This is a genomic window from Nocardioides agariphilus (genome assembly GCF_015352445.1).
GTDB lineage: Bacteria > Actinomycetota > Actinomycetes > Propionibacteriales > Nocardioidaceae > Nocardioides > Nocardioides agariphilus.
Map to the genome: position 1 here is coordinate 1 of NZ_JADKPO010000069.1, position 2,439 is coordinate 2,439.

Sequence of the window (2,439 nt, forward strand, 5' to 3'; positions counted from 1 at the left end):
CAAAGACGAGCACCTCTCGTCGCGATCACAGCCCAGCTACTCGGCGGGGCCGCTCCCGCACGCCCAAACTCAGGGTTGACTCGCGCCGTGAAAGCTAGCCGCAGAAGAAGGCAACTCTCTCTTAGAGCCTCAGGATTGAGTCGTGACCGCCGGCCAGGCTGACCTCGGCGATGTGGAGTCCGTCGGCGTGCTGCGCCGACGGGAATCTCTCCCACACCCGCGACTCGTGGAAGGGCAGCAGCCGGTTCACGTCGCCGCCGACCGACGACAGTGTCTCGTCCATGAAGTCGATCCAGCGGGTGGGGCTGCCGGTAGACATAGCGATCGGCGCCAGCACCCCGTCGAAGTGAAGCCCTTCGACGTTCTCGTAGGAGTACATGTTGTCGCCGGCGAACACCCAGGGGCCGTCCCTCTCGTTCTCCACGACAACGATTTGGGAGCCGGGCGTGTGGGTGTCGTGTGCCGGGAGCACGGAGACGCCGTCGCACACCTGGTGGGACCCTCGGGCCAAGGTCACCGTCCCACTGGGGCGGCCGTCCAGGTGCTCGGCGAGGTCCTTCTGCGAGGAGCGCACCAGGAACTCGAACCGGGGTCCGCGGGCCTCAGCCGTGCGGAGCGCCTCGAGCTCGTGGGACTGGATGACGACGTCCGCGCGGGGAAAGCCCGCCACGCGCCCGGCGTGGTCGAAGTGCGCGTGCGTCAGGACCACCACGTCGACCTCGTCCGGTCCGACCCCGCACCGCCTGACGACGTCGACCGGGTCGGCCCAGACGTTGCCCTCGCCGTACTTGAGGGCGAGCCGCTCGTGCATGGCAGGGTCGTGGAAACCGGTGTCCACGAGGATCACCCGGTCGGCCGACCGCACGACGCCGAAGCAGTAGGGCATGCGGCGGTGCCCTTCGTTGGGCTGGGCGGCGAAGAGGTTGCTGGCGGGGAAGCGGTCGATGAAGCCGTACTCCACGATCCAGATCGAGTGGTCGGTCACGGTCGCTCACTCCGCTCCCTCGTCGGGCTCGGGATCCAGTCCCAGGTACCTTCGCGGGTTGGTGACCACCATCCGGCGGATGTCCGCATCGGACCAACCGAGGTAGCTCAGCTGCTCGACGAACATGCGCAGGCACTCCGGCTCGGGCGGGACCCACCGAGAGAAGATGTCGGTCGTCAGGACCACCGCATCGGAGCCGATAGCGCCAATAGCCTCGTGTACGTCGCGGATGTGGTGGTGCCCGTCGGGATGCAGCAGCGGTGCGTTGTTCAGCTCGACGAACGCCCCGCGCTCGACGAAGTACGACAGATCGGCCGGATCCTCGGCGTAGTGCAGCGGGTGGGTGATCAGCAAGCGCTGCCCGGTGCCGGCGCAGTGGTCCGCGATCGCGCGGCTCTCGGCCAGCGAGACGTGCCCGGTGGCGAGGCAGAGGTCGTTCTCCCGACAGGCCTCGAACACCTCGATGGCGCGGCTGGTCAGGCGCCCGGTCGCGTCGACCACGGCGAGGGCGGTGCGGTCGACGTACTCGTCGAAGTGCCCGCAGTAGCGGCGCAGCAGCATGGAGATGTAGCCATGGCGTGAGACGTCGGCGACCGAGGCCCAGGTCGGGAGGAACACGATCCTCGCCCGGTGGGCGGCCGCCATCTCGACGACGGCCGGCTCAAGCCCGCCAACCGGCGGGTTCAGCGTGATGGAGCCCCAGACTGAGAACCCCGAGTCCGCCAACTGGTCGTGGAGCAGGTTGGCCCGATCCATGGTCGGCCACAGGTGCGACTTCAGCGCCCACCCCGCCATGCCGTAGTCCCGGGCCAGGCGCGCCACCTCGAGGTCGGAGCCTCGGTTCTGGAGGTCGGTCGTCAGGTCGGGTTGGCCGTGCACGTGCAGGTCGATCGCGCCACGCAGCAAGCGGTCGAACTCGTGGGGCAGCCCACGCGGGAGATCCGCTGCGTCCTGCCCGCCGGGAGGAGCGGCAATCGTCATCGTCGGTCCTTTCGGTCCTGGGCCCGTTGTATGACAGTATGACCGGCTGGTCAATGATCGGCACGCGCGTCCCGCGTCCGGCACAACTCCGGCAGTAGGGTCGGCTCGACCCGTCTGGCCGACCATGGAGGGTGGATCGCGGTGCCCGACCTCATGCGCATCGAGCGCAATCCCTCGCCGATCCGTGCGCAGGTGTTGGAGAACCTGCGACAGGCGATCATCGATCGTCGGTTGGCGCCGGGGCAGCGGTTGATCGAGCGGGAGCTGATCGAGCTCACCGGTGTCTCCCGGACGAGTGTGCGGGAGGCGTTGCGGGAGCTGGCGGCCGAGGGCCTGGTGACGGTGATCCCGAACCAGGGCACGGTGGTGACGAACCTGGGGGTGGCCGAGGCGCAGCAGTTGTACCAGATCCGGTCGGCGCTGGAGGGCTTGGCGGGGCGGTTGTTCGTGGAGCACGCCTCGGAGTCGGACCG

At 68.6% G+C, this 2,439-nt stretch carries 3 protein-coding genes; 1 reads left to right on the plus strand and 2 read right to left on the minus strand.

What is annotated here, in order from left to right; translation table 11 throughout:
- Positions 1-121: 121 nt before the first annotated feature.
- Together ISU10_RS22610 and ISU10_RS22615 are read right to left on the minus strand one after the other, a co-directional pair.
- Positions 122-985 carry an N-acyl homoserine lactonase family protein gene (locus tag ISU10_RS22610; RefSeq protein WP_194698717.1) on the minus strand — a complete coding sequence of 288 codons (864 nt, stop codon included), beginning with the start codon at positions 983-985 and terminating at the stop codon, positions 122-124.
- A gap of 6 nt (positions 986-991) precedes the next feature.
- Positions 992-1,966 (minus strand): DUF6282 family protein, encoded by a 975-nt coding sequence (locus ISU10_RS22615; RefSeq protein WP_194698718.1) that lies wholly within the window; start codon positions 1,964-1,966, stop codon positions 992-994.
- 153 nt (positions 1,967-2,119) lie between these two features.
- Between ISU10_RS22615 and ISU10_RS22620 the strand changes: the two genes are divergently transcribed.
- A partial coding sequence (locus ISU10_RS22620; RefSeq protein WP_194698719.1) for a GntR family transcriptional regulator occupies positions 2,120-2,439 on the plus strand: 320 nt, incomplete at its 3' end.

Excerpts from the sequence above, each read along its gene's own strand:
- ISU10_RS22615 (WP_194698718.1), bottom strand. The coding sequence starts at position 1,966 with ATGACGATTGCCGCTCCTCCCGGCGGGCAGGACGCAGCGGATCTCCCG.